The following is a 25,372-nucleotide window of genomic DNA, read 5'->3' on the forward strand; positions in this document are numbered from 1 at the left end:
GGGGCTGTCCTCAGATGGGCGCGGCGGTGGCGGCAGCAGCGCCACTCACGCTTCGGGCAGCGGCTCGGGCACAGTGCCCGGCGCGAACACGCCGTCCTTCACGTAGGCGGCCAGGGTCATGTCCAGTGCGAGCATGCCGTCGCGCTTGAGGTCCATCAGGTCCGGTTCGACCATCGCCCCGTGCAGCACGCCCAGCACGGTGGCATGCAGCATGCGCGCGGCGATCTTGGGGTCGGCGCCTTCGCGCAGCTGGCCCAGATCGCGGGCGCGGCGCAGGGCACGCTCCATCCGGTCGAGCGCATCGCGGAATCCGGCCTGCTGCATTTCGGTCAGCACCCTGGTGTCGGCCGAGGCATCGCTGCGCAGCATGATCTCCATGGTCTTGCGCAGGCGCTCGTCTTCGGACAGCTCGATGAAGGAGTGGATCATCACCGCGCGCAGGTCGTGCACGGGGGTGTCGCGCTGGTCGGTGGAGGTGCGCTCCAGTTCCTGCATGAAGGGCAGGTGCACCCGTTCGACGATCGCGGCCAGCACCTCGCTCTTGTTCTTGAAGTGCCAGTAGACCGCGCCACGGGTATAGCCGGCGCGGGCGCCGATCATCTCCAGCGTGGTACGGGCCACGCCGTGTTCATGGAAGCAGGCTTCGGCGGCGTCAAGGATGCCTTCCCGGGTTGCCTGGGTGTCCTCTTTGGTCTTGCGGGCCATGTAGGTACGAGTGCGGGTGAAACGTGGCTGAATTGTACCGGTTTACAAACAAACAAGCATGTATGTATATTTCGCTCCCATCATTCCCGTCGTGTGCGTGGCAGGCCGGTCCGGCTCCCGCTCCACCCGGGTGGGCGCTGTTCTCACGGTCTTCACCTTTACCGGTCGAAGGGTCCGCCGTATCAGCGCCGGCTGAGATCCTTTCCTTCAAGAGCCTTTCCGTCATGTTGCTGAGCCGAATCCGACCCTTTGCACTGTCGCTGGCCATCGCCGCAGCCGTGGCTGCCTGCGGCGGCCAACCCCAGGCCCCCGAGCAGGGCCCGGGTGACGTCACCGTGGTCACGCTGAAGTCCGAGACCGTGGGCCTGACCCGCGAACTGCCGGGCCGTACCAACGCCTTCCTGGTCGCCGAAGTGCGCCCGCAGGTCAACGGCATCGTTGCCAAGCGCCTGTTCACCGAAGGCGGCATGGTCAAGGCCGGCGAGCCGCTCTACCAGATCGAGGACGCCAGCTACCGCGCCCAGGCCAACAGCGCCCGCGCCCAGCTGGCCCGCGCCGAAGCCACGGCCAACGCCGCGCGCCTGAGCGCCAAGCGCATCACCGAGCTGGCCAAGGTCGACGCGGTCAGCCAGCAGGACCTGGAAAACGCCGTGGCCGCGCAGAAGCAGGCCGAGGCCGATGTCGGTGCCGCCAGGGCCTCGCTGGACGCGGCCAACGTCACCCTCGGCTATGCCCGCATCACCGCGCCGATCAGCGGCCGCATCGGCAAGTCCAGCGTTACCCAGGGTGCGCTGGTCAGCGCCGGCCAGGCCAATGCACTGGCCACCGTGCAGCAGCTGGACCCGATCTACGTCGATCTGACCCAGTCCTCGGCCGAGCTGCTGCAGCTGCGCCGCGAACTGGCTGCCGGCCGCCTGCAGGACAACCAGACGCTGCCGGTCAGCATCCTGATGGAAGACGGCAGCACCTTCGAGCACAAGGGCACGCTGGAGTTCTCTGAAGTGAGCGTCGATCCAGCCACCGGCAGCTTCGGCCTGCGCGTGAAGGTGGACAACCCGGACGGCCTGCTGATGCCGGGCACCTACGTGCGCGCGGTGATCGGCGGCGGCGTGCGCAGCGATGCGGTGCTGGTACCGATGCAGGGCATCGCCCGCGATCCGAAGGGCGACACGACCGCGATGGTGGTCGGCAAGGACAACAAGGTCGAAGTGCGCCCGGTCAAGGTCAGCCGCACGGTCGGCGACAAGTGGCTGGTCGAGGACGGCCTGAAGGCCGGCGACAAGGTCATCGTCGAAGGCCTGCAGAAGATCGGCCCCGGCATGCCGGTCAAGGCCACCGAGAAGGGCGCTGCTCCGGCCAAGCCGGCAGCGGCCGCCCAGCCTGCCGCCCCGGCCGGCGACGCGAAGTAAGCGGAGAACCCCATGGCACGCTTTTTCATCGATCGACCCATCTTCGCGTGGGTGATCGCCATCATCATCATGCTCGCCGGCGGCCTGGCCCTGTTCAAGCTGCCGGTCTCGATGTACCCCAACGTCGCACCGCCGGCGGTGGAAATCAGCGCCACCTACCCGGGTGCATCGGCCAAGGTGGTCGAGGACTCGGTGACGCAGATCATCGAGCAGAACATGAAGGGCCTTGATGGCCTGATCTACTTCTCCTCCAACAGCTCGTCCAACGGCCAGGCCACCATCACCCTGACCTTCGAGAGCGGCACCAACCCGGACATCGCCCAGGTGCAGGTGCAGAACAAGCTGCAGCTGGCCATGCCGCTGCTGCCGCAGGAAGTGCAGCGGCAGGGCATCAACGTGGCCAAGTCCAGCTCGGGCTTCCTGAACGTCATCGCGTTCGTGTCCGAGAACGGCAGCATGGACGCCAACGACATCGCCGACTACGTCGGTTCCAATGTTGTCGATCGCCTGAGCCGCGTGCCAGGCGTGGGCAACATCCAGGTGTTCGGTGGCAAGTACGCCATGCGCATCTGGCTGGATCCGAACAAGCTGCATACCTATGGCCTGTCGGTTGCGGAAGTGACCGCAGCGATCAAGGCACAGAACGCGCAGGTGGCCATCGGCCAGCTTGGCGGTGCACCGTCGATCAAGGGCCAGCAGCTCAACGCCACCATCAACGCGCAGTCGCGCCTGCAGACCCCGGAACAGTTCCGCAACATCATCGTGCGCGGTGCGCAGGACGGTGCCGAGCTGCGCCTGGGGGATGTCGCCCGCGTCGAGCTGGGTGCCGAGTCCTACGACTTCGTCACCCGCTACAACGGCCAGCCGGCCAGCGGCCTGGCGGTGACCCTGGCCACCGGCGCCAACGCGCTGGATACCGCTGCTGGTGTGAATGCCGCGCTGGAAGACATGAAGAGCTTCTTCCCGGCCGGGCTGAAGGCGGAGGTCCCGTACGACACCACCCCGTTCGTGCGCGTGTCGATCAAGGGCGTGGTGCAGACCCTGATCGAAGCGATCGTGCTGGTGTTCGTGGTGATGTACCTGTTCCTGCAGAACTTCCGCGCCACCCTGATCCCGACCATCGCCGTGCCGGTGGTGCTGCTGGGTACCTTCGGCGTGCTGGCCATGCTCGGCTTCTCGGTGAACATGCTGACCATGTTCGCGATGGTGCTTGCGATCGGCCTGCTGGTGGACGATGCCATCGTGGTGGTGGAGAACGTCGAGCGCATCATGTCCGAGGAAGGACTGTCGCCGCTCGAGGCGACCCGCAAGTCGATGGGCCAGATCACCGGCGCGCTGGTGGGCATCGGCCTGGTGCTGTCGGCGGTGTTCGTGCCGATGGCCTTCATGAGTGGCTCCACCGGCGTGATCTACCGCCAGTTCTCGGCCACGATCGTCTCGGCGATGGCATTGTCGGTGCTGGTCGCGATCGTGCTGACCCCGGCGCTGTGCGCGACCATGCTCAAGCCGCTGAAGAAAGGTGAGCACCACGTCGCCCACCGCGGCCTGGCCGGTCGCTTCTTCAATGGCTTCAACCGTGGATTCGACCGCACCAGCGAAAGCTACCAGCGTGGCGTGCGCGGCATCATCCATCGCCCGTGGCGCTTCATGGGCATCGTGGCGGCGCTGTTCGTGCTGATGGGCGTGTTGTTCGTGCGCCTGCCCAGCTCATTCCTGCCCAACGAAGACCAGGGCGTGTTGATGGCGCTGGTGCAGGCCCCGGTGGGTGCCACCCAGGAACGTACGCTGGAATCGATCGCGGCGCTGGAAAACCACTTCCTGCAGAACGAGAAGGATGCGGTGGACTCGGTGTTCTCGGTGCAGGGCTTCAGCTTCGCCGGCATGGGCCAGAACGCCGGCATGGCATTCGTCAAGCTGAAGGACTGGAGCGAGCGTGACGCCAACAATGGCGTGATGCCGATCACCGGACGCGCGATGGCGGCCCTGGGCCAGATCAAGGATGCCTTCATCTTCGCCTTCCCGCCGCCGGCCATCCCGGAACTGGGCACCGCCTCGGGCTATACCTTCTTCCTGAAGGACAACAGCGGCCAGGGCCACGAGGCACTGGTGGCCGCGCGCAACCAGCTGCTCGGCCTCGCCGCCGGCAGCAAGAAGCTGGCCAACGTGCGCCCGAACGGCCAGGAGGACACGCCGCAGTTCCGCATCGACATCGACGCGGCCAAGGCGACCTCGCTGGGGCTGTCGATCGACCAGATCAACGGCACGCTGGCCGCCGCGTGGGGCAGCTCGTACATCGACGACTTCGTCGATCGTGGCCGCGTCAAGCGTGTGTTCGTGCAGGCCGACCAGCCGTTCCGCATGGTGCCGGAGGACTTCGATCTCTGGTCCGTGAAGAACGACAAGGGTGAAATGGTGCCGTTCAGTGCCTTCGCTACCAAGCACTGGGATTACGGTTCGCCGCGCCTGGAACGCTACAACGGTGTGTCGGCCATGGAAATCCAGGGCGAACCGGCCCCGGGTGTCGCCTCCGGTGATGCCATGGCCGAGATCGAACAGCTGGCCAAGCAGCTGCCGGCGGGCTTCGGCATCGAATGGACGGCGATGTCGTACCAGGAGCGCCAGGCTGGCTCGCAGACGCCACTGCTGTACACGCTCTCGCTGATGATCGTATTCCTGTGCCTGGCCGCGATGTACGAAAGCTGGAGCGTGCCGACCGCAGTGCTGCTGGCGGCCCCGCTGGGCATCCTCGGCGCGGTGCTGGCCAATACCTTCAAGGGCCTGGAACGCGATATCTACTTCCAGGTGGCGATGCTGACCACGGTGGGCCTGACCAGCAAGAACGCGATCCTGATCGTGGAGTTCGCCAAGGAGAACCTGGAGAAGGGCGCAGGCCTGATCGAATCGATCATGCATGCCGTGCGCGACCGCCTGCGTCCTATCGTGATGACCTCGCTGGCCTTCGGCATGGGCGTGGTACCGCTGGCGATCTCCACCGGTGCCGGTTCCGGCGCCAAGCAGGCGATCGGCACCGGCGTGCTCGGCGGCATGATCGTCGGCACCGTGCTCGGTGTGTTCTTCGTGCCGCTGTTCTTCGTGGTGGTGCAGCGCGTGTTCAAGCGCAAATCCACGACGTGACCTGAAACGGTCATGCCGGCCTCAGGCTGGCGTTGTCGAAACGGTAGTGCCGGCCGCTGGCCGGCATGACCTCCTGCCATCCGGCAGTACCGATGGAAGTCATTCCCATGAAAAGTGCATCCCTGTTCCTTTCCATTGCCGCTGTGCTCGCGCTCGCCGGCTGCTCCACCCTGGTGCCGAAGAACACCGCTGTCGCCCCGGCGATCCCGGCGCAGTGGCCGGCCGAGGCCGCGCAGGGCGAGGTGGCCGATGTCGCCGCCGTCGGCTGGCGCGACTTCTTCACCGATGCGCGCCTGCAGCAGGTGATCGACCAGACGCTGCAGAACAACCGAGATCTGCGCGTGGCCGTGCTCAACGTTGAGCGCGCGCGCGGCCAGTACCGTGTGCAGCGCGCTGATCGCGTGCCCGGCGTGGCCGTTACCGGCCAGATGCAGCGCCAGGGCACCGACGCCGGTGTCAACGAACAGTTCACCGCCGGTGTCGGCGTGGCCGAGTTCGAGCTGGATCTGTTCGGCCGCGTGCGCAATCTCAGTGAAGCTGCGCTGCAGCAGTACTTCGCGGTGGCCGCCAACCGCCGCAACGCGCAGTTGAGCCTGGTGGCCGAGACGGCCACCGCATGGCTGACCTACGGTGCCGACGCGCAGCGGCTGAAGATCGCCGATGCCACGCTGAAGACCTACGAGGATTCGCTGCGCCTGGCCGAGGCCCGCCACGAACGTGGTGGCAGTTCGGCGCTGGAGCTGACCCAGACCCGTACCCTGGTCGAGACCGCGCGTACGGACGCCGCACGCCTGCGTGGCCAGCTGGCCCAGGACCGCAACGCGCTGGCGCTGCTGGCCGGTGGCCAGCTGGATCCGGCGCTGCTGCCGGACAGCATCGAGCCGCAGCTGCTTGCACTGGCACCGCCGCCGGCCGGCCTGCCCAGCGACGTGCTGCTGCAGCGCCCGGACATCATGGCCGCCGAACACCAGCTGCTGGCGGCCAACGCCAATATCGGTGCGGCACGCGCGGCGTTCTTCCCGAGCATCTCGCTGACCGGCAGCATCGGCAGTGGTTCGAGCGAACTGTCCAACCTGTTCGACAGCGGTACGCGCGTGTGGAGCTTCCTGCCGAAGATCACGCTGCCGATCTTCCAGGGCGGCAAGCTGCGCGCCAACCTGGCCATCGCCAACGCGGATCGTGATATCGCTCTGGCGCAGTACGAGAAGTCGATCCAGGTGGGCTTCCGCGAAACCGCCGATGCGCTGGCGTTGAATGTCAGCCTGGACGAGCAGGTGAGTTCACAGCAGCGCCTGGTGGAAGCGGCCGAACAGGCCAACCGCCTGTCGCAGGCGCGCTACGACGCGGGCCTGGACAGCTTCGTGACCCTGCTTGATGCGCGGCGTACGGCCTACAACGCACAACAGACCCAGCTGCAGGCGCAGCTGGCGCAGCAGGCCAACCGCATCACCCTGTACAAGGTGATGGGCGGTGGCTGGCACGAGCGCAGCTGAAGGACAGCCGGCCAGCGGCCGGCTCTACCCTGATGATCGATGGTAGTGCCGGCCGCTGGCCGGCATTGTCATTTCAGGACCTGCTACACCGCTTCATCGTCGCGCCGCGCTGCATGGCAGGCGCGCACCCGCGCGAGCGCATCGCCGGCTTCGCGCGCCATCTGCTCGTACTCGGCGCGGATCTCTTCCAGGCGCGCTTCGTCAAGTTCTTCCAGATCCAACAGTTCGTTGTTGGCTTCGGCCGTCGCCCGGATCAGCTCGTCCAGCTTGATCTGCATCGCGGCGGTGTCCGCGTTCTGTGTGTGCTGGATCAGGAACACCATCAGGAAGGTGATGATGGTGGTGCCGGTGTTGATCACCAGCTGCCAGGTGTCGTTGAAACCGAACACCGGGCCACTGATGCCCCAGATCACCACGATCGCTACTGCAGCCAGGAAGGTCCACGGCGAGCCGGTGGCGGCCGCGGCCTTCTTGGCGATCGTATTGAACAGGTTTCGTACTTTCATCGTCGTCGTCCCACTCAGGTGACGAGGATGATCGGCAGTGGCCCGTGCAGGCGCCGTGCAGCGGCGGTCAGGCGCGCATGCGCTGCAGCCGCGGTGCCTGCAGGCTGCGCACCGGACTGCTCTGGTAGACGTGCTGCCAGCAACGGTCGACGAATTCGCGGGCCTGGGCTTCACTCAGTCGCGGCATGATCTGCAGGGCGTACTGGGTCTGGAACATCTCGTCACGTTCGGCCTCGCTGGCGCGCGGCTGGGTGATCAGCGAATCGCAGGCAAACTTGATCCACGGCACGTACGAGCCGAACGAGTTGTGCGGCAGTGCGCCTTCGGCATGTTGGCGGCGCCAGTGATCCAGCTCGGCGTCAACGTTGATGACCGGAGGAATGGTGGGGACTTCAGCGTGCATGACAATCCAGTTCGGTTGAGTGGAAAGGGAGTGGGGGTTCATCGGAGTGTGGCGTATGTGGCGGTGCATGCCGCGTCAGCGCGATGTGGAGCTGGCGTTGGCATGTCCAATCAACTGCGCGTGCTCGACGGCACCGAGATCTTCGGCCAGGGTGGCCATCGCGTTGCACAGGCGCTCGTGGTCGAGCGGATGGCGACGGACCAGCTCCAGTTGCATGCGCTGGTAGGCGGTCCAGAACAACGCGCCGCGCCGGTGCAGTGCATATTGCCGCTGCAGGCGTTCGCGGATCGGGTCGAGGATCGAGTCTGGTGCAGGTCGTACGGCGTGCGCGCACATGGCTGGCTCCGCCGGGGAAAGAAGTCCCGGTAACCCCACCCTAGGCGCGGCAGCCGGGCGGGGTGTTATCGCAGCGTGTGCACGTTGCGCAGCTGACTGTGCACTGGTTCACGGCAATGGCCGCAAACGCTGCCGGCACTAGGGCGTGCCGGCACTGAAGCGTTCATTAAACGGGTTCAACAGGACACTGCGTGGTGATCATTCACCGATGTCTTCATTCCAGATCTCCGGGTGCTGCGCAATGAAGCCGCCCAGCAGGTCCACGCATTCCTGGCTGTCCAGGTCGATCACGTTGACGCCATTTTCCCGCAACCAGTCGATGCCGCCCTGGAAGGTGCGCGATTCGCCCACCACCACGGTGCCGATGTTGAACTGGCGCACCAGGCCAGAGCAGTACCAGCACGGTGCCAGGGTGGTGACCATGATCGTGTCCTGGTAACGGCGCTGGCGGCCGGCCTTGCGGAACGCATCGGTCTCGCCGTGCACCGACGGGTCGCCTTCCTGCACGCGGCGGTTGTGGCCGCAGCCAAGCAGGCGGCCGTCGTTGTGGTACAGGGCTGCGCCGATCGGCACGCCGCCCTCGGCCAGGCCCTGGCGGGCTTCGGCGATGGCGGTCTGCAGCAGGGCCTGGTAGTCGGGCGTGGTGATCATGCGGGGCTCCGGTAAGTCGTGGCCCGCCATGATACGGGCAGGGGGTGCCGCTGGCCCCCGGCGGTGCGATAATCGGGGCCATGAGCGAATCCCCCTACAAAGCCGGTACCACCCATTTCGGGTTCCGCGACGTCGCCGCCAAGGACAAGCAGAAGCTGGTCGGCCAGGTGTTCACCTCGGTCGCGCGCAACTACGACCTGATGAACGACCTGATGAGCCTGGGCGTGCACCGGGCGTGGAAGCGCTACTACGTGGCCACCGCGCAGGTGAAGCCGGGCGACCGCGTGCTCGATCTGGCGGGCGGCACCGGCGACATCGCCGCCCTGCTGAAGGAGCGCGTCGGCGCCGAGGGCTCGGTGGTGCTGGGCGACATCAACGCCGGCATGCTGTCGGTCGGCCGTGATCGCCTGACCAACCGCGGCCTGGTGCTGGGCCTGGACTACGTGCAGTGCAACGCCGAGGCCCTGCCGTTCCCGGACAACAGCTTCGACCTGGTCACCATCGCCTTCGGCCTGCGCAACGTGACCGACAAGGACGCCGGCCTGCGCGAGATGTACCGCGTGCTGAAGGTCGGGGGCCAGGCCCGCGTGCTGGAGTTCTCCGAAGTCACCGCGGACTGGTTCAAGCCGATCTACGACTTCCACTCGTTCAAGATCCTGCCGAAGCTGGGCAAGCTGTTCGCCAATGACTCGGACAGCTACCAGTACCTGGCCGAGAGCATCCGCAAGCACCCGCCGCAGGATGAACTGAAGGCGATGATGGGGCAGGCCGGGTTCGAGCGCTGCCACTACAAGAACCTGACCGGCGGCATCGTTTCGATCCACTCCGGCTACAAGCTGTAAGCCCCGCTCTGGTGGGTGCCAACCGTGGTTGGTGCTCGCCCGCTGCGGTGATCCGATCTGGTAGCTGCCGACCTTGGTCGGCACGGGCCTGCCGCATGCGTTGATGGGTCCGTGCCAACCAAGGTTGGTACCTGCCTGTAGATGCCGACATTGGTTGGCATGCGCCCGAGGCGCAGGATCGGCTTGCCTGCCATTACCCCGCACCGCGCAACGCCTGCCGGGCCGGAGGGAGGTACCATTGGGGTTTGATCCCCGTAACGGTCCCGATTCATGCGTAATCCGCTGATGCTCCTTCCGCTGGCCGTGGCCCTGGCCGCCGGCTGCTCCCAGGAGGCGGCCGCGCCCGCCGCCGCCCCGACTGCCGCAAAGGCCCCTGCCGCCCCCGTGAACGCCGAGAACCGCAGTCACGACGAAAGCTCGTACGCCGAGCCGGACAAGGTCGTCATCAAGGACATCGCGCTGGATCTGAAGCTCGACTTCGACCAGAAGCAGATTGGCGGCACCGCCACCTACACCCTGGAATGGAAGCAGAAGGACGCCAGGCAGCTGGTGCTCGACACCCGCGAGCTGACCGTGTCCAAGGTCGAGGCCGTCGCCGCCGATGGCGCGCGCAGCCCGCTGAAGTTCGAGCTGGCCGCCGCTGACAAGGTGTTCGGCAGCAAGCTGACCATCGAGGCCCCGGAACAGCCGGCCAAGGTGGAAGTGACCTACCACACCGCGCCGACCGCATCGGGCCTGCAGTGGCTGGCACCGTCGATGACCGAGGGCAAGAAGCTGCCCTTCATGTTCAGCCAGTCGCAGGCCATCCATGCCCGCTCCTGGGTGCCGCTGCAGGACACCCCGAGCGTGCGCTTCACCTACAGCGCGCACGTGGTCTCGCGCCCGGACGTGATGGTGCTGATGAGCGCCGACAACGATCCGAAGGCCGCGCGTGATGGTGACTACACCTTCAAGATGCCGCAGCCGATTCCGTCCTACCTGCTGGCCATCGCCGCCGGCGACCTGGTGTTCGAGCCGATCTCCGGCCGCTCCGGCGTCTGGGCCGAGCCGACCATGGTCAACAAGGCCGCCAAGGAATTCGAAGACACCGAGAAGATGATCGGTGCCGCCGAGAAGCTGTACGGCGAATACCGCTGGGGCCGCTACGACATGCTGGTGCTGCCGCCGTCGTTCCCGTTCGGCGGCATGGAAAACCCGCGCCTGACCTTCGCCACCCCGACCGTGATCGTCGGCGACAAGTCGCTGGTCTCGCTGGTCGCCCACGAACTGGCGCACAGCTGGTCGGGCAACCTGGTGACCAACGCCAGCTGGAAGGACATCTGGCTCAACGAAGGCTTCACCACCTACGTCCAGGGCCGCATCACCGAAGCCCTGTACGGCAAGGAGATGGCCGAGATGGAGAAGCAGATCGACCAGACCGACCTGCTGGCCGAAGTGAAGGACATGAGCCCGGCCGACCAGGCACTGGCGCTGCCGCCGCTGAACGAGCGTGACCCCGATGAAGCCCTCAGCCAGGTCGCCTACGTCAAGGGTTCGTGGTTCCTGGAGTTCCTGGAACAGCGCTTTGGCCGCGAGACCTTCGATCCGTTCCTGCGGGGCTGGTTCGATGACCACGCCTTCCAGAGCGCGAACACCGACCAGTTCGTCGCGTACATGAAGAAGAACCTGCTGCCGAAGAATCCGTCGGCCGTGACCGAGGCCGAACTGAAGGCGTGGCTGGACGAGCCGGGCATCCCGGCGTTCGCGGCCAAGGCGCAGTCGCGCAACTTCAGCAGCGTCGATACCGCGCGCATCGCATTCGCCAGCGCCGGCACCGTGCCCAGCAGCCAGGTCATCGCCGACTGGAGCACCCAGGAATGGGTGCGCTTCATCGACGGCCTCGGTGCGACCCAGCCGCTGGACAAGCTGGCCACGCTGGACAAGGCCTTCCACTTCACCGGCACCCCCAATGGCGAGATCGCCATGCGCTGGTACCCGCTGGCGATCCGCAGCGGCTACGAGCAGGCCAATGAAGGGGCGGCTGCATTCATCGAGCGCGTCGGCCGTCGCAAGCTGATCCTGCCGATCTACGCCGAACTGGTGAAGACCCCGAAGGGTCTGGAACTGGCCAAGCAGGCCTTCGAAAAGGCCAAGCCGGGCTACCACCCGATCACCACCGCCTCGGTCCAGGACATGCTGGCCAAGGCTGAAGCCAAGTAAGCGGTAGTGCCGGCCGCTGGCTGGCAACCGGTCACTGCTTCACCACCAACGGCGGGGAAACCCGCCGTTGGTGTATCCGCTTTTCGCTGCCGATAGAATCGGGATGCACTCGCATAGGACCTCCGCCATGAAACGACTGATCCTGCTCACCGCCTGCACCCTGGCCCTGGCCGCCTGCAGCAACCCGGAAGAGGAACGCAAGGCGCAGGAAGCCGCTGCGGCCGCCGCGCAGGCGCAGAAGGAGGCCAAGGCCGAAGACGTGGCCAAGCAGTACGACATGGCCGTGGCCGCGCAGGACTGGGAACGCGCGCGCCTGCATGGTGCCTCGCTGCTGGACCAGTACAAGGACACCGCCGCCGCCGAGCGCATCGCCGCAGGCTTCGACGAGGTCAAGGCCAAGGGCGACGCCGCGCGCGACCTGCGCCGCATGCAGGGGCTATGGCAGTACAACCAGATTCCGGTGGGCAGCAAGGGCAACCAGGTCTCGGCGCAGATCTACAGCAAGGAACGGGTGGACGTGGATGGCAGCGGCGCCAAACCGGTGCAGCTGGTGTTCCGCGATCATCCGGAGTGGAAGCGGCATGCCTACCTGGTGCTGCAGGCCGGTGATTTCCGTTGCCCGCAATGCACGGTGAAAGTGACCGTGGATGACGGCAAGCCGGTACCAATGGCGGCCTGGCGCCCGAAGACTGATGAAGCCATCGCCCTGTTCATCACCGATCAGAAGGCACTGTGGAAACTGGCGCGCAAGGGCAAGTCGATCAGCATCGAGTTCCCGGTCAAGGCCGGTGGCACGCGAACGGCCGTGTTCGAAACCGGCGGTGTCGACGCCAGCCGCATGCCGCAGTGGTGGCAGTGAAGGTTGCGACGGGCAGCGCAGTGCACGCGTTGTCCGCGATCCGGCACTGGGTGTTCGACATGGACGGCACGCTGACGGTGGCCGTGCATGATTTCGCCGCGATCCGCCGAGCGCTGGAGATCGCCGCGGAGGAAGACATCCTCGACCATATCGCGGCATTGCCCGACGCACCGGCGCAGGCCAAGCGCGCGTGGCTGCTGGATCACGAGCGCGCCCTGGCCGAGGACGCGCTGCCAGCGCCGGGGGCGGTGAAGCTGCTGCGCGCGCTGTCGGCGGCAGGTTGCCGGCTGGGCATCCTGACCCGCAACGACCATGCGCTGGCGAAGCTGACGCTGGAGGCGATCGGGGTCGGGGCGTTGTTCGACGACGCCGACATCATCGGCCGCGATGAAGCGGTGCCCAAGCCCTCGCCGGATGGCCTGCAGCAGCATCTTCGTCGCTGGGGCATCGGGGCTGCGCACGCGGTGATGGTCGGTGACCACGCCTACGACCTGGAGTGCGGGCGCGCCGCGGGCACCCACACCGTGCTGGTCAATCTGCCGGAGAACCCGTGGCCCGGCAGCGCCGACTGGCATTTCGCCGATTGCCGCGCCTTGCTGGCGGCCTGGCAGCAGAAGGGGTAGTGCCGGCCGCTGGCCGGCAGTGTCGACCAAGGTCGACGCCTACCAGAACACCCGTGGCCAGGCTGGCGGCCTGGCAGAAGGGGTAGTGCTGGCCGCTGGTCGGCAGTGTCGACCAAGGTCGACACCTACCAGAACACCCGTGGCCAGGCTGGCGGCCTGGCAGCAGAAGGGGTAGTGCCGGCCGCTGGCCGGCAGTGTCGACCAAGGTCGACACCTACCAACAGCATTCCCAGCAGCGCATCGGGTGGAAAGCCCCCTTGTTGTTCAAGGGGGCGCGCCGAAGGCGCGGGGACAAGAGTGGGATGCGCGGGCAGTTCGTTTACGCGCCCAGCGCGTAACCGAACTGCTGCTTGAACTGCTCGTTGAACTCATCGAAGGTGAAGCGCTGGTTCTGCGTGCCCGGGTGCTCGACCTTCAGCGCGCCCATCAGGTTGCCCATGCGGCCGATGGTCAGCCAGTCGTAGCCCTTCTGGATGCCGTAGATCAGGCCGGCGCGGAAGGCGTCGCCACAGCCGGTCGGATCGACCACGCGGCGCTCGTGCGCCGGCGGGATGTCGTAGCTCTTTTCCGGGGTGTGGATGACCGCACCCTTCGGGCCACGGGTGGTGATGTAGGCCTTGACCCGGCTGACGATCTCCTTCTCGTCCCAGCCGGTGCGCTCCTGCAGCAGGTTCGACTCGTAGTCGTTGACCACCACGTAGTCGGCCTGATCGATGAAGGCGCGCAGCTCGGGGCCGTTGAACAGCGGCATGGCCTGGCCCGGGTCGAAGATGAACGGAATGCCGTCCTCGTGGAATTCCTGCGCGTTCTGGATCATGCCTTCGCGGCCGTCCGGGCCGACCAGGCCCAGGGTCACGCCCGGCACGCCGCGCACATGGTTCTCGTAGGAGCGCATCATCGCGCCCGGGTGGAAGGCGGTGATCTGGTTGTTGTCGTGGTCGGTGGTGATGAACGCCTGCGGGGTGAACAGCTCGTCGATCACGCGCACACGCGACAGATCGATGCCCAGGCCTTCGAAGTATTCGCGGTACGGGCCGAAGTCCGAACCCACGGTGCCCATCGGGATCGGCTGGCCGCCCAGCAGGTGCAGGTTGTAGGCGATGTTGCCGGCGCAGCCGCCGAACTCGCGGCGCATGCGCGGCACGAGGAAGGACACGTTCAGGATGTGCACCTTGTCCGGCAGGATGTGATTCTTGAACTGGTCCGGGAACACCATGATGGTGTCGAAGGCAAGAGAACCACAGATCAGAGCGGACATCGATGTAAGCCTATGCGGTGAATTTTGGGGTGGGCCGGCCCGGTTCAGCGGGCAAGCAAACGGCGCCCTTGGGCGCCCGACGGCGCAAAGGTTACCCGCTGGTGCCGCTCAGGGCCAGAACCGGGTGATGCCCGATCAGGCCGAAAGCCTGTGAAGACGCGGGTTCAGCTAGTTTTTTCCTTGCTCGGCGGCAGGCGGGTTGCTAGGCTTGTCGGCCTCGATTTCTGCCCATTTTTTCGCCATCCCGCGGCGGGCACGACACCCCTCAGGACTCCTTCCTCAGATGTTCAAGAAACTCCGTGGCATGTTCTCCAACGACCTGTCCATCGACCTGGGCACGGCCAACACCCTCATCTACGTGCGCGGGCAGGGGATCGTGCTGAACGAGCCGTCGGTCGTGGCCGTGCGCCAGGACCGTGCCATCGGTGGCACCCGCTCGGTGGCAGCCGTTGGCGCCGAGGCCAAGCAGATGCTCGGCCGTACCCCGGGCCACATCACCACCATCCGCCCGATGAAGGACGGCGTCATCGCCGACTTCACCTACACCGAGGCGATGCTCAAGCACTTCATCAAGAAGGTGCACAAGTCGCGCGTGCTGCGCCCGAGCCCGCGCGTGCTGGTCTGCGTGCCGGCCGGTTCGACCCAGGTCGAGCGCCGCGCGATCAAGGAATCGGCCGAGGAAGCCGGTGCCCGTGACGTGTACCTGATCGAAGAGCCGATGGCTGCCGCGATCGGCGCCGGCATGCCGGTCACCGAAGCCCGTGGCTCGATGGTCATCGACATCGGCGGCGGCACCACCGAAGTGGCGGTGATCTCGCTCAACGGCATCGTCTATTCGGCCTCGGTCCGCATCGGCGGTGACCGCTTCGACGAATCCATCACCAACTACGTGCGCCGCAACCACGGCATGCTGATCGGTGAAGCCACCGCCGAGCGCATCAAGGTCGAGCTGGGTTGTGCCTACCCGCAGGCCGAGGTGCAGGAGCTGGAGATCTCCGGCCGCAACCTCGCCGAGGGCGTGCCGAAGATGATCAAGATCAGCTCCAACGAGGTGCTTGAAGCCCTGCACGAACCGCTGTCGGGCATCGTCAGCGCGGTCAAGCTGGCGCTGGAGCAGACCCCGCCGGAACTGTGTGCCGACGTTGCCGAGCGCGGCATCGTGCTGACCGGCGGCGGCGCCCTGCTGCGTGACCTGGACCGCCTGATCTCCGAAGAAACCGGCCTGCACGTGCAGGTGGCCGACGATCCGCTGACCTGCGTGGCCCGCGGTGGCGGTCGTGCGCTGGAACTGGTGGACATGCACGGCAACGAGTTCTTTGCGCCGGAATAAGCCGTCCCGGCCGTTCCTGCCCGCCGCGCCCTTCCGGGGTGCGGCCCGCCGCGATGGCGGGCCGGCACCGGCGGGGCGTCCGCGTGTTTCCCTTCCGCCTTCTGCCAGTTGAATCGTTGCCGTGCCGCCCTACGCCGGTCCTCCCGTTGCCTCCCGATCCGGTGATGCCGCCAGCCCCCTGCGGTTGCTGGCCTATCTTGCATTGGCCATCACACTGATCGTCCTTGACGATCAGGCGGGTTGGCTGGCGCGCCTGCGCGAGCAGGCCAACAGCCTGGTGCAGCCTGTGTGGGCACTGGCGGGTCTGCCCGGCAAGCTCGGCAACCAGGTCAAGGATTCCGCGGCCAGCCACACCCAGCTGGTCACCGAGAACCGTGAACTGCGCAACCAGCTGCTGCTGGCCAACGCGCGCCTGACCCGTCTGCAGACCGCGGCGCTGGACAACGCCCAGCTGCGCGAACTGCTGAACGTGGCCGAGCGCAGTGGCCTGGACGTGCAGCTGGCGCCGATCCTGGATATCGACCTGGACCCGGTGAAGCAGCGCCTGGTGCTCGACGCCGGCAGCCGCGAAGGCGTGCACGTCGGGCAGGCGGTGATCGATGCCGGTGGCCTGATGGGGCAGGTGATCAGCGTCACCGGCGGTACCTCCACCGTGCTGCTGCTGACCGACCCCGACCACGCGGTGCCGGTCACCGTGGCCCGCAACGGCGTACGCCTGATCGTCTACGGTCGCGGCGACACGCTGGAGCTGCGCGACATCCCGCTCAGCGCCGGTGTGGAAGTGGGCGATGAGATCGTCACCTCCGGCCTCGGTGGCCGCTTCCCGGCCGGCTTCCCGGTCGGCACCATCACCGGCCTGCGCCCGGACGACACCCATGCCTTCCTGGTCGGCGAACTGAAGCCAGCCGCCCAGCTGGATCGTGGCCGTGATGTGCTGCTGCTGCGCCCCGGTGCGGCGATCCGCATTCCGCCGGAACTGCGCCTGCAGCTGGAAGAAACCACTCCGGGTGGCCCGGCCACCGGCGCCACCGTGCCTGCGGGAGCCGCGCCAGCGACAACGACGCCAGCTCCGGTCAGCTCCCCGGTAGTGCCGGCCGCTGGCCGGCAACAGCCCTCGTCGCAAACGAGGACTGTTGCCCCCGCATCCTCGCTTGATCCTGCCGCTCCGGTAGTGCCGGCCGCTGGCCGGCAACAGCCCTCGTCGCAAGCGAGGACTGTTGCTCCCGCATCCTCGCTTGATCCTGCCGCCCCGGTAGTGCCGGCCGCTGGCCGGCAACCGACCACGCCGGAGGCCCAGCGATGAGCCGCCTGCGCGACAACCCGTGGGTATTGCCGGCCAGCCTGGTCGTAGCCCTGCTGCTGGGCCTGCTGCCGTTGCCGGCGCTGCTGCAGCCGCTGCGCCCGTACTGGCTGGCGCTGGTGCTGGCGTACTGGGTGATCGAGACGCCCGAGCGCGTCGGCCTGGGCATCGCTTTCGCCAGCGGCGTGGTCGCCGACCTGCTGTACGGCGGCGTGCTCGGCGAACAGGCGCTGCGGCTGGTGATGCTGGCCTTCATCCTGCAGCGTTTCCGCGCCCGCATCCGCTTCTTCCCGATGTCGCAGCAGATGCTGGCCATCGGTGGCCTGTTGTTCAACGACCGCATCGTCAGCGCGCTGGTCCACATCCTGGTGGGCGAGCCGACCCTGCCGTGGTCGTACTGGTGGGCCCCGCTGTTGGGCATGGGCCTGTGGCCGCTGGTGTTCGTGCTGCTGGACGCAGTGCGCTTCGGCAAGCGCGGGCGCTGAGCCATGATCCCGCGCCGCCAGGTCAAGAACCCGCACGCCGAAGCCGAACAGTTCCGCCGCCGTGCGGCGCTGGGTTTCCTGGGCGTGCTGGTCTGCCTGCTGGGCCTGGGCGGCTGGTACTTCAAGCTGCAGGTGCTGGATCACGACGTCTACGCCACGCGCTCGGAAGCCAACCGCATCAAGCCGCGGCCGGTGGTGCCCGGGCGCGGCATGATCTACGACCGCAACGGTCGCCTGCTGGCCGAGAACGTGCCAGCGTTCCGCCTGGACGTGACCCCGGACAAGGTCAAGGACATGGACGCCACCCTGGAAGGGCTGGCGAAGATCATCAGCATCAGCCCGGAAGAGCTGGAAGCGTTCAACAAGTCGCGCAAGGCGCGCCGCAAGTTCCTGCCGGTCACGCTGAAGCTGCGCATGAGCGACGAGGAGATGGCGCGCTTCGCCGTCGACCGTTGGCGCTTCCCCGGCGTCGAGCTTGAGCCCTACCTGACCCGGCGTTATCCGTACGGTGACCTGTTTGCGCACATCATCGGCTATGTCGGCCGCGTCGACGACAAGGATCTGGAGATCCTCGGCGAAGGCAATGCCGCGCTGACCCACATCGGCAAGTCCGGCCTGGAGCGCTATTACGAGCAGCAGCTGCGCGGCAAGGTCGGCTACGAGCAGGTCGAAACCAACGTGCAGGGCCGTGCCATCCGCACCATCGGCCGGGTGGCCGCGCAGTCCGGCGCCGACCTGCGGCTGTCGATCGACGCGGACCTGCAGCGTGCCATGGTGGCGGCCTTCGGCGACCAGGAGGGCTCGGCAGTGGCGATGGACCCGCGTACCGGCGAGGTGCTGGCGATGGTCAGCCTGCCGTCCTACGACCCCAACCTGTTCGTCAACGGCATTTCCCATGCCGACTTCAAGGCGCTGAACGAGAACCCGTCGCGGCCGCAGTTCAACCGCCTGGTGCTCGGCGGCGTCGCTCCCGGTTCCACGCTGAAGCCGCTGATCGGCCTGGCCGGCCTGGACTCGGGCGTGCGCCGCCCGGAAGACAAGGTGCTGTCCACCGGCATGTTCTACCTGCCCGGCACCAGCCGTGGCTGGGGTGATGCGCATCGTGGCGGCCATGGCTGGACCGATCTGCGCAAGTCCATCGCCGAGTCGGTCAACACCTACTACTACAAGCTGGCGCTGGACCTGGGCATCGAGCGCTTCGACCATTACATGGAGTACTACGGCTTCGGCCAGCCGACCGGTATCGACCTCACCGGCGAAATCGGCGGCATCCTGCCGTCGCCGGCCTACAAGCGGAAGACCCGCAAGGAAGCCTGGTACCCCGGCGATACGGTCAACATCAGCATCGGCCAGGGCGACTGGAAGGTCACCCCGCTGCAGTTGGCGCGCGGCGTCAGCGCGCTGGCCGACGGGCAGCTGCGCACCCCGCACCTGGTGATCCAGCAGCGCGACGGCTTCGACAGCGACTGGACCGCGACGCCGCCCGGCGAGAGCAAGCCGGTCAGCCCCAACCCCAACAACGTGCAGGCGGTGCGCGAGGGCATGATGGCGACCATGCGGCCGGGCGGCAGCGGCTGGCGCGTGGCGGTCGGTGCGCCGTACGTGATGGCCGGCAAGACCGGTACCGCGCAGGTCATCAGCCGCAAGGGCACCGCAGCGGTGAACCCGAAGAGCCTGCCGATGCACCTGCGCCACCGCGCGCTGTTCGTCGGCTTCGCGCCGGTCGAAAACCCGGTGATCGCGATCGCGGTGGCGGTGGAAGGCGGTGGCTATGGTGGTTCGGCTGCTGCGCCGATCGCCCGCAAGGTGTTCGATGCCTACCTGCTGGGCAAGATGCCCGAGGGCATGCAGCCGCTGGACAGCGAGCGTGGTACCACCGCCATCGGTGCCACCGCGTTCGACAACGAAGACGCCGGCGCACGCCAGGCCGGTGATCTGGCGGCCGCGCAGCTGGGCGAACACCCGGTGCAGGTGGGTGCCCCCACCCCCGAACCGGCCCCTGCGCCGCAGCCGGGCACGCCGGCCGCTGCCGCAGTGCCGGCCACGCCACGCCCGGCGGTTGCGGAGCCCGCACGATGAAAGTGTTCCTGCGCTGGGCCGGCGACATGCTGCGCCGCTTCTTCAGCACGCTGGACTGGGTGTTGTGCCTGGCCCTGGGCGCGCTGATGGTGATCGGCCTGGCCACCTTGAAGAGTGCCGGTGGCGACGGCCTGGTGATGGCCCAGGGCGCGCGTTTCGCGGTGGGCATGGCTGCACTGTGGGGCATCTCGCGGGTGCCGATCCTGCGCATCCGCTCGGCCACGCCGATGATCTATGCGATCTCCATGATTCCGCTGCTGGCGGTGTTCGTGCTCGGCACCGGCAAGTACGGCCGGCAGTGGCTGGACCTGAAGTTCTTCTACCTGCAGCCGGCCGAGCTGCTGAAGGTCAGCCTGCCGATGATGGTGGCCTGGTACCTGCACAAGATGCCGCTGCCGCCGCGCTTCAACACCGTGCTCGTGGCCTTGATCATCATCGGCGTGCCGACCGGCCTGGTGATGTTGCAGCCCGACTTTGGTACCGGCGTGCTGATCGCCGCCAGCGGCGTGTTCGTACTGCTGCTGGCAGGCCTGCCGTGGTGGTGGGTCGGGCTGGGCGTGGGCGGCGTGGCTGCGGTCGCGCCGGTGGCCTGGTTCTGGCTGCTGCGGCCGTACCAGAAGGACCGCATCATGATGTTCCTGGACCCGGAGATGGATGCACTGGGGGCCGGCTGGAACATCATCCAGTCGAAGATCGCGATCGGCTCCGGCGGCTTCGATGGCAAGGGCTGGGGCGAGGGCTCGCAGTCGCACCTGAACTTCATTCCCGAACAGACCACCGACTTCGCGTTCTCGGTGCTGAGCGAGGAATTCGGCTGGATGGGTGTGGCCCTGGTGCTGACCCTGTACCTGGTGGTGATCGGGCGTTGCCTGTGGATCGCCAGCCAGTCGCGCGATTCCTATTCGCGCCTGTTGGCCGGCGCTACCGGCCTGGCGTTCTTCGTCTATGTGCTGGTGAACGGCGGGATGATTTCCGGCCTGCTGCCGGTGGTGGGCGTGCCGATGCCGCTGATCAGCTACGGCGGTACCTCGGCGGTGTCACTGCTGGCCGGCTTCGGCCTGGTGATGGCCGTACGCAGTCACAACCCGGTGCACGGCGGCTACGGCTAGCACCGGTTGCGCGCTTTGCCGCGCTTCCATCCGCTCGATTGCATCCGCTGTTCTGTAGAGTCGAGCACGGCTTGACTCTACAAGCGCACGCGCACCCTGACAGCTTCACGCAAGCACGCATTGCTACCGTGCCCGCGTGGAATGGAAACGACTGCTTGGCGGCTGCCGTGAGGTGGCGCGCACGATCGATCTGCCGTTGCTGATCGCGTTGCTGATCCTGATGGGCGCGGGCCTGGCGGTGCTGCACAGCGTGTCCGGTCCGGTGGCTGGGCAGGCGGCGCGTTTTGCCGGTGGCCTGGCGTCGATGTGGCTGCTGTCCCGCGTTTCGCTGCTGCGGCTGCGCGCGTGGACGCCGGCAATCTATGCGCTGTCGATGCTGCCGCTGATGGCGGTGTATGTGATCGGTACAGGCAAGTACGGGCAGCGCTGGCTCAATCTCGGCGTGTTCTACCTGCAGCCATCCGAACTGCTCAAGCTCAGCCTGCCGCTGATGATGGCCTGGTACCTGCATCGGCAACCGCTGCCACCGTCGCCGCGCACCGTACTGACCACCACCGTGCTGATCGGTGTACCCGCCGTGCTGATCCTGATGCAGCCCAACCTGGGCACCGCCACGCTGGTTACCGCCAGCGGCGTGTTCGCGCTGCTGTTGGCCGGATTGCACTGGGGCTGGGTGGCAACTGGCGCGACGGGCCTTGCCGTTGCCGCGCCGCTGGCCTGGTTCGGCCTGCTGCGGCAGTACCAGAAGGATCGCGTGCTGACCTTCCTTGATCCGTCGGCGGATCCGCTTGGCACCGGTTGGAACATCCTGCAGTCTCGCATCGCGATCGGCTCCGGTGGCTGGGACGGGCGCGGCTGGGGGCAGGGCACCCAGGCCACGCTGGACTTCCTGCCTGAGTACACCACCGACTTCGCGTTCTCGGTGCTGGCCGAAGAGTTCGGCTGGATCGGCGTGGCCACCGTGTTTGCGCTGTACCTGTTCGTGGTCGGCCGCTGCCTGTGGATCGCGGTGCACGCCCGCGACACGCACGCACGGTTGCTGGCCGGCAGCCTGGGCTTGGCGTTCTTCGTGTACGTACTGGTGAACGGCGGGATGATTTCCGGCCTGCTGCCGGTGGTGGGCATTCCGATGCCGTTGATCAGCTATGGCGGTACCTCGGCGGTGTCGCTGCTGGCGGGTATCGGGCTGGTGATGGCGGTGCGCGGGCACCGGCCCGTGCACGGGGGATAGGGTTTCCAGCCAACGGCGCAGCCCCTCGTGGGTGGTCGCGAAAAGTAGTTAACGGGTGAGGCCAGGTAGATGGGCTGCGCAGGGGCCGCTGCAAGTACGTCCATGTAAGCTCGGTCGCCGCATCCATGCGGCTCACGCCCCTGCGCAGCCCATCTACCCGGCCACGGACAGGTTCCGTGCGCGTCTACCCACGGAGAAGAAAGAGAAGATCAAAAGCAAAAGCGGCTTGGCGGGTCGCTTCATTGCCTTGTGTGGAGCCGAGTCATGCTCGGCTCACAAGCAAGCGCAGCGCCGCGACCCGCTTTTGATTTTCTCTTTCTTCTCCGTGGGTGGCAGACCGCCAAAATCTGTCAGAGGGCGGTCGGGTTGGGTACGCGGGGGTGCCAGCCGCATGGATGCGGCTGACAAGCCTCCAGGGACGGATTCACGGCGTCCCCCGCGTACCCAACCCGACCGGCCCACCCGCGGCTTCTGCTTTTCGCGACCACCCACGAGGGGCTGCGCCGTTGGCTGGAAACTTCCTGACTCTGCGCAACGCTCGCTGTGGAAGCGTTCTCATAACGATGCAGAACAGCACACTCGCTGACCAAAGTCCGCAAAAAACGTTAGCTGGTTCACACTTTTACGCCGCGTTGATCTTGATCAATGGACTTGTCGTAATCGGCCTGCACAATGGCGGCCCGTTCGGCACGGCGCGCCGTCTATCGTTGCAGCGCGAGGGGGCGTCGGGCGGGAAGCAGTACTGATCCAACGGATACAAGGAGCGCGGGGCACTGCCACTGGGGAGCGGCAGCCGCGCAGGTATCGACCGGATCCGGTCGCCGGTTGCGTCTGCGGGGATGGGGACGCAACCGGCCACCTCTATCTGAATGGGGAAGCACGATCACGACGCCTTCACATTTCCCGCTGAACACGGGCAAATCGTTGTGATTCATGGTGTTAGGGGTTTTAATTCATCCATGACCTGCTAACCTGCGACGATGATTCGACGCACTCTGGCCTGCATGCTCACCCTCGGCCTGGTCGCCTGCGCGACCCAGCCGAAGTCCCCACCGTCTTCACCCCAGGCCAGCAGTACGCCGCGCCAGCCCGCCACCAAGGCCCATGGGCCGGCCGAGGCTGCACCCGAAGCAACTGCGGCTACCGCGCCGCCGGTGGATCTCACACCGGTGCCGTTCGAGGTCGCGCGGGCCCGCTTCATTGCCGATACCGCCAAGCGCTATGGCCTGAAGCCGGAGCAGATCAGCAGCGTGCTCGACCAGGCGCAGGTGCGCCAGCCGATCATCGCCGCGATGTCGCGCCCGGCCGAGCGGGTCAAGCCGTGGAACGAATACCGGCCGATGTTCATCAGCAAGGCACGCATTGATGGCGGTCGCGCGTTCCTGGCCGAACACCGTGCCGAACTGGATCGCGTGCAGCAGCGCACCGGCGTGCCGGCCGAAGTGATCGTGGCGATCATCGGCGTGGAAACCAGTTACGGAAAGAATGCCGGCAGCTATCGCGTGCTCGATGCGCTGTACACGCTGGCGTTCTACTACCCACGCAGCGGCGACCCGGCCAAGCTCGAACGCGAAGTGCGCCGCGAGCTGTTCTTCCGCGATGAGCTGGCCAAGCTGTTCGAGCTGGGCCGCGAAGAGAAACTGGACATCACCACACTCAAGGGCAGTTATGCCGGTGCGATGGGCATGGGCCAGTTCATGCCGTCCAGTTACCTCGATTACGCGGTGGACGGCAACGGTGATGGTCGTCGCGACCTGTTCAACAGCTACGACGACGTGTTCTCCTCCATCGCCAACTACTTCGTGAAGAAGGGGGGCTGGGTGCGTGGTGGCCAGGTTGCGGTACCGGCCACGCTGGCCCCGGGCCGCGAGGAGTTCAACCCGACCGAATGGATGCCCACCTGGTCGCTGGCCGACCTCGCACAGCGCGGCTACCAGCCGAGCACGCCGGTGCAGCCGGGCGCCACCGCCACCCCGATTACCCTGGAAGGCAGCACCGGCAAGCAGTACTGGCTGGGCTTCCAGAACTACTACGCGATCACCCGCTACAACCTATCGAAGATGTACGCGATGGCCGTGTTCCAGCTGTCCCAGGCCATCGCCGGACAGGAGCTGCCCCCGGCATGAACATCAGATGGCTGGTCCCGAGCTTGATCGTCCTCGCACTGGCGGCCTGCAGCAGCGCGCCGAAGCAGCCGGCCACGGCCGGCCATGGTGGCAAGTCCAGCGGCACGCTGGTGCAGGGCCGTGGTTCGCGACCGGCGCACTGCCCGGAAGGTTCGCCGTATGCAGCGGCCAAGGAAGACCTCAGCACCCGCGGCAATTACACCGCTGGTGGCCTGTACAAACCAGGCGTGCGTGACAGCACGCCCGACTACATTCCCAACGTGGCCTGCATCCCCGAGCCGGAAGTGACCGCCGAGGAACGTTCGGCCATCGGCAACAAGTCGCCGTACGTGGTGCTGGGCAAGTCGTACAAGGTGCTCGACGACACCCATGACTACGTCGAGCGCGGCACCGCGTCGTACTACGGGGCCAAGTTCCACGGCCGCCTGACCTCCAACCGCGAGGTCTACGACATGTACCAGTTCACTGCCGCGCACAAGACGCTGCCGCTGCCCAGCTTCGCCCGCGTGACCAACCTGGACAACGGCGAGTCGGTGATCGTGCGTGTCAATGATCGTGGTCCGTTCCATGACGGCCGCGTGGTCGATCTCAGCTATGCCGCCGCCGTGCGCCTGGGCATCACCCAACGCGGTACCGGCAATGTCGAGGTGCGCGCGCTGCAACCGGGCGAGAGCAACCTGATGGCGCAGAAGCCGTCGCGTCGCGAGCGTCGCGCGGCTGAAGCGGCTGCCACCACTGCAGTGGCCAGCGCGCGCCCGGTGCCGGCGCCACGTGCTTCCACCGACAGTGATATCGATCGCCTGGTCAACCGCTTGCCGACCGATGGCGCCCCGGCGCGCGGCCAGCCGGCCACCACCCGGGGCGTGGCCAGCACCGCGCCGGACGTGGCGGTCAGCAGCCTGCCGCCAAGCGCGCCGGTGGTGCGCACCTCCGCGCCGGCTCCGGCCGTTGTCGCCAGCACGGCCCCGCGCGCGGTGGCACCGGCACCGGTGCGTGCCGCCGCGGCGGCGCCGAGCCTGTCGCAGCAGATGGTCGGCGCGGTGATGGTGCAGGTCGCCAGCTTCTCCAACCGCGACAACGCCAACCGCGCGATGGGCCAGCTCAGTGCCGCCGGCATCGTCGGCGCGACCATCAGCGACATCGCCGCCGGTGGCCGCACCCTGTTCCGCCTGCGTGTTCCGGCAAGCGACCATGCCAGTGCGGCGGAACTTGTCGGTCGCATCGCCGGTCTGGGCCTGGGTTCGCCGCAGATCGTCAAGGACTGATCCGCCCGGGCCGGTGCTGCCGGCCAAT

At 66.9% G+C, this 25,372-nt stretch carries 21 protein-coding genes; 15 read left to right on the forward strand and 6 right to left on the reverse strand.

The window, feature by feature from the left end; all coding sequences use genetic code 11:
- Positions 1-45: 45 nt before the first annotated feature.
- Positions 46-705 carry an efflux transporter SmeDEF transcriptional repressor SmeT gene (gene smeT, locus AC5P7E_RS06370; protein ID WP_005414519.1) on the reverse strand — a complete coding sequence of 220 codons (660 nt, stop codon included), beginning with the start codon at positions 703-705 and terminating at the stop codon, positions 46-48.
- Positions 706-929: 224 nt separating this feature from the next.
- Between smeT and smeD the strand changes: the two genes are divergently transcribed.
- The 3 genes from smeD (at position 930) to smeF (ending at position 6,742) form a co-directional block, all read left to right on the forward strand.
- A complete protein-coding gene (gene smeD / locus AC5P7E_RS06375) occupies positions 930-2,114 on the forward strand; it encodes a multidrug efflux RND transporter periplasmic adaptor subunit SmeD (RefSeq protein ID WP_005411089.1) in 1,185 nt (394 codons plus the stop codon).
- 12 nt (positions 2,115-2,126) lie between these two features.
- The gene (smeE, locus tag AC5P7E_RS06380; RefSeq protein ID WP_005411088.1) at positions 2,127-5,249 is read left to right on the forward strand and encodes a multidrug efflux RND transporter permease subunit SmeE; all 3,123 of its coding nucleotides are present in this window, start codon (positions 2,127-2,129) and stop codon (positions 5,247-5,249) included.
- A 92-nt stretch (positions 5,250-5,341) separates the two neighbouring features.
- Positions 5,342-6,742, forward strand: a complete 1,401-nt coding sequence (gene smeF / locus AC5P7E_RS06385) for a multidrug efflux RND transporter outer membrane subunit SmeF (RefSeq protein ID WP_143565907.1) — start codon at positions 5,342-5,344, stop codon at positions 6,740-6,742.
- A gap of 83 nt (positions 6,743-6,825) precedes the next feature.
- Here the strand turns inward: smeF and AC5P7E_RS06390 are convergent, their stop codons facing one another.
- The 4 genes from AC5P7E_RS06390 to AC5P7E_RS06405 form a co-directional block, all read right to left on the reverse strand.
- Entirely contained in the window at positions 6,826-7,248 is a 423-nt protein-coding gene (locus AC5P7E_RS06390) for a low affinity iron permease family protein (protein WP_005411086.1), read from the reverse strand.
- 67 nt (positions 7,249-7,315) lie between these two features.
- Positions 7,316-7,651 (reverse strand): hypothetical protein, encoded by a 336-nt coding sequence (locus AC5P7E_RS06395; protein ID WP_005411085.1) that lies wholly within the window; start codon positions 7,649-7,651, stop codon positions 7,316-7,318.
- A gap of 75 nt (positions 7,652-7,726) precedes the next feature.
- On the reverse strand, positions 7,727-7,987 hold the full coding sequence (locus tag AC5P7E_RS06400) for a hypothetical protein (protein ID WP_005414515.1): 261 nt from the start codon (positions 7,985-7,987) through the stop codon (positions 7,727-7,729).
- Positions 7,988-8,185: 198 nt separating this feature from the next.
- Positions 8,186-8,638, reverse strand: a complete 453-nt coding sequence (locus AC5P7E_RS06405; RefSeq protein WP_005411083.1) for a nucleoside deaminase — start codon at positions 8,636-8,638, stop codon at positions 8,186-8,188.
- Positions 8,639-8,718: 80 nt separating this feature from the next.
- Here AC5P7E_RS06405 and ubiE point away from each other — a divergent pair, with 80 nt between their 5' ends.
- The 4 genes from ubiE to AC5P7E_RS06425 all read left to right on the forward strand — a co-directional run bounded on the left by ubiE (position 8,719) and on the right by AC5P7E_RS06425 (position 13,161).
- Positions 8,719-9,480, forward strand: coding sequence for a bifunctional demethylmenaquinone methyltransferase/2-methoxy-6-polyprenyl-1,4-benzoquinol methylase UbiE (ubiE, locus tag AC5P7E_RS06410; RefSeq protein ID WP_005411082.1), 762 nt, complete (start codon positions 8,719-8,721; stop codon positions 9,478-9,480).
- 270 nt (positions 9,481-9,750) lie between these two features.
- Positions 9,751-11,679 (forward strand): M1 family metallopeptidase, encoded by a 1,929-nt coding sequence (locus tag AC5P7E_RS06415; RefSeq protein WP_005414514.1) that lies wholly within the window; start codon positions 9,751-9,753, stop codon positions 11,677-11,679.
- A gap of 127 nt (positions 11,680-11,806) precedes the next feature.
- Positions 11,807-12,538 carry a hypothetical protein gene (locus tag AC5P7E_RS06420; protein ID WP_005411080.1) on the forward strand — a complete coding sequence of 244 codons (732 nt, stop codon included), beginning with the start codon at positions 11,807-11,809 and terminating at the stop codon, positions 12,536-12,538.
- Positions 12,526-13,161 carry an HAD family hydrolase gene (locus AC5P7E_RS06425; RefSeq protein ID WP_114618227.1) on the forward strand — a complete coding sequence of 212 codons (636 nt, stop codon included), beginning with the start codon at positions 12,526-12,528 and terminating at the stop codon, positions 13,159-13,161. The genes AC5P7E_RS06420 and AC5P7E_RS06425 overlap by 13 nt, the downstream gene beginning before the upstream one ends.
- 319 nt (positions 13,162-13,480) lie before the next feature.
- Here the strand turns inward: AC5P7E_RS06425 and AC5P7E_RS06430 are convergent, their stop codons facing one another.
- A complete protein-coding gene (locus tag AC5P7E_RS06430; RefSeq protein WP_005411078.1) occupies positions 13,481-14,419 on the reverse strand; it encodes a carbohydrate kinase family protein in 939 nt (312 codons plus the stop codon).
- A gap of 283 nt (positions 14,420-14,702) precedes the next feature.
- On the opposite strand from AC5P7E_RS06430, the gene AC5P7E_RS06435 reads away from it, so the two are divergent.
- The 8 genes from AC5P7E_RS06435 to AC5P7E_RS06470 all read left to right on the forward strand — a co-directional run bounded on the left by AC5P7E_RS06435 (position 14,703) and on the right by AC5P7E_RS06470 (position 25,344).
- Complete coding sequence (locus tag AC5P7E_RS06435; RefSeq protein ID WP_005411077.1) at positions 14,703-15,749, forward strand: rod shape-determining protein; 1,047 nt, start codon at positions 14,703-14,705, stop codon at positions 15,747-15,749.
- 121 nt (positions 15,750-15,870) lie between these two features.
- Positions 15,871-17,052, forward strand: coding sequence for a rod shape-determining protein MreC (gene mreC, locus AC5P7E_RS06440; protein WP_114618226.1), 1,182 nt, complete (start codon positions 15,871-15,873; stop codon positions 17,050-17,052).
- Positions 17,049-17,534 (forward strand): rod shape-determining protein MreD, encoded by a 486-nt coding sequence (gene mreD, locus AC5P7E_RS06445; protein WP_005411075.1) that lies wholly within the window; start codon positions 17,049-17,051, stop codon positions 17,532-17,534. The genes mreC and mreD overlap by 4 nt, the downstream gene beginning before the upstream one ends.
- Positions 17,535-17,537: 3 nt before the next feature.
- Positions 17,538-19,613, forward strand: coding sequence for a penicillin-binding protein 2 (gene mrdA / locus AC5P7E_RS06450; RefSeq protein WP_114618225.1), 2,076 nt, complete (start codon positions 17,538-17,540; stop codon positions 19,611-19,613).
- On the forward strand, positions 19,610-20,722 hold the full coding sequence (gene rodA / locus AC5P7E_RS06455) for a rod shape-determining protein RodA (RefSeq protein WP_005411073.1): 1,113 nt from the start codon (positions 19,610-19,612) through the stop codon (positions 20,720-20,722). The genes mrdA and rodA (AC5P7E_RS06455) overlap by 4 nt, the downstream gene beginning before the upstream one ends.
- 136 nt (positions 20,723-20,858) lie before the next feature.
- Entirely contained in the window at positions 20,859-21,953 is a 1,095-nt protein-coding gene (rodA, locus tag AC5P7E_RS06460) for a rod shape-determining protein RodA (protein ID WP_033834551.1), read from the forward strand.
- Between the two features lie 980 nt (positions 21,954-22,933).
- On the forward strand, positions 22,934-24,079 hold the full coding sequence (gene mltB, locus AC5P7E_RS06465) for a lytic murein transglycosylase B (protein WP_114618223.1): 1,146 nt from the start codon (positions 22,934-22,936) through the stop codon (positions 24,077-24,079).
- Complete coding sequence (locus AC5P7E_RS06470; RefSeq protein ID WP_114618222.1) at positions 24,076-25,344, forward strand: septal ring lytic transglycosylase RlpA family protein; 1,269 nt, start codon at positions 24,076-24,078, stop codon at positions 25,342-25,344. The genes mltB and AC5P7E_RS06470 overlap by 4 nt, the downstream gene beginning before the upstream one ends.
- Positions 25,345-25,372: the final 28 nt, after the last annotated feature.

The sequence above is a fragment of the Stenotrophomonas sp. YJH_SMC_25 genome, from assembly GCF_059369595.1.